Source organism: Nonomuraea sp. SBT364 (assembly GCF_001083785.1).
Classification (GTDB): Bacteria; Actinomycetota; Actinomycetes; order Streptosporangiales; family Streptosporangiaceae; genus Nonomuraea.
The window spans coordinates 1-1,797 of record NZ_LAVL01000338.1; the positions used below are offsets into that span (position 1 = coordinate 1).

General features: G+C 75.3%; 2 protein-coding genes. Both read left to right on the plus strand.

Going from position 1 to position 1,797, the window contains the following annotated elements; genetic code table 11:
* Positions 1–638: hypothetical protein (locus ADY59_RS52225; protein ID WP_049577887.1), on the plus strand; the 638-nt coding region annotated here is incomplete at its 5' end.
* On the plus strand, positions 628–1,794 hold the full coding sequence (locus ADY59_RS52230) for a serine/threonine-protein kinase (protein ID WP_053175864.1): 1,167 nt from the start codon (positions 628–630) through the stop codon (positions 1,792–1,794). The genes ADY59_RS52225 and ADY59_RS52230, both read left to right, overlap by 11 nt.
* The last annotated feature ends 3 nt before the right edge of the window (positions 1,795–1,797 follow it).

Here is a 1,797-nt window from a genome sequence, read left to right on the forward strand (position 1 = left end):
ACCACCTCCAGCACCCCCGGGACCGACACCACGCCCACCAGCGGGATGCCGAGCGGGGACGGCACGCAGGCGCCGGCGCGGGCGCGGCCGCGCACACGCCGCCCGCCACCCCCGTCATCCCCCCGGGGGACGACACCGGCAAGGCAATCTCCACCGTCCCCGACCTCTGCGAGACGCTCACCGACGAGCAGGTCGCCCAGCTCGTGCTGAACCCCCACAAACCGCAGTCGTACCTGGCCGGGTCGTGCTCCTGGAGCAGCGACATCTCGATCGACGTGCCGGATCGGCTGACCATGGACCTGCGGGTGCAGGTCAAGCTGAGCCCGGACGCCGCGGAGGCGGCCAAGACGTTCGGGTTGAGCCGGGAGATGGCGGCCAGGATGAGCACCTCCTCGTACTCGGAGATGGTCAACTGGCCGCCGAGGCCGATCACCGGGCTGGGCAACGAGGCGTACGCGACGGACACGGGGCACCGGAGCATCCTCGGCCCGTCGTTCACCGCGAACGTGACGTTCCGGCTGAGCAACGCCATCGTCGAGGTGGAGTACGGGCGCGACGTCGCGGAGGACTCCCGCATGCGCGAGCGGGCGGTGCAGGCCGCCCGCTGGATCGGGCAAGCCATCGCGCATGGCGACTGACGCGATCCTCGCGGGCCGCTACCGGCTGGCGTCCCGGCTCGGCGAGGGCGGCATGGGCATCGTGTGGCGGGCCTGGGACGGGCTGCTGGGCCGCGAGGTGGCGGTCAAGGAGGTACGCCTGCCGTCCGCCATGTCCTGGGCCGCCCGGCGTGAGCTGTGCGAGCGGACCATCCGCGAGGCCAGGGCGGCGGGCGGGCTGGCCCATCCGTCGATCATCACCGTGCACGACGTGATCCTCGAGGACGACCGCCCGTGGATCGTCATGGACCTGGTGGCCGGGCCTTCGCTGGAGCGGCTGGTCGAGGGCGGCGGACGGCTGCCGCCGGACCGGGTGGCGCGGATCGGGCTGCAGCTCCTCGACGCGCTCGGGCTCGCACACCGGCGGGGCGTCCTGCATCGGGACGTCAAGCCCGCCAACGTGCTGCTCGCCCGGGACGACCTGGCGATCCTGACCGACTTCGGCATCGCCGTGCGTTCCGGGGACACGGCGCTCACCTCGGCGGACGCGCTCGTCGGTTCGCCCGGTTACATGGCGCCGGAGCGGATTCGCAACGACGGGGGCGCGGGCCCGCCGTCGGACCTGTGGTCGCTGGCGGCGACCCTCTACGCCGCCGTGGAGGGGGCAGGCCCGTTCCACCGGCCGCACCACCTGGCGGCCCTCGGCGCCGTCCTGACGGAACCGGCGCCGCCTCCTCGGCATGCGGGACCGCTGGGTCCGGCGCTGCTCGCCGCTCTGGCGAAGGACCCGCTGCGCCGCCCCACCCCGGACGCGTTCAGGCACGCCCTGGAGGCGGCGGCGTCCCCCGACGGCGGGGGGATGGCGGCGGGCGTGAGCGGCCCGGTGTCGCGGGCTCGACACAGCCGCGGTCCCGTACGGATCCGGCGGGCGCGCATGGATGGGGCACGGCGCCCACCGGCATTCCGGGAGGCGGACTCCAGCGGGGCGGCTCGCAGGCCAGGGGGCGGGTCGTACCGGCTGTGTGCGCGGCGGCGACGGCCCTGGCCGTGGGCGGGGCGCTGCTGTGGGCGGCCACCGGCGGCCCGGGACCCGGCGCCACCGCCCCGCCCCACGCGACCAGCGCCTCGACCGGCTCCACAACCGGCTCGGCGACCGGCTCCGTCGCTGCTGACAGCCCGGGGGGTGGTGGCTCTTTGACGC

Bases quoted from the DNA above. Each gene is read 5' to 3' on its own strand.
- ADY59_RS52230 (WP_053175864.1), top strand. From the start codon at position 628: ATGGCGACTGACGCGATCCTCGCGGGCCGCTACCGGCTGGCGTCCCGG.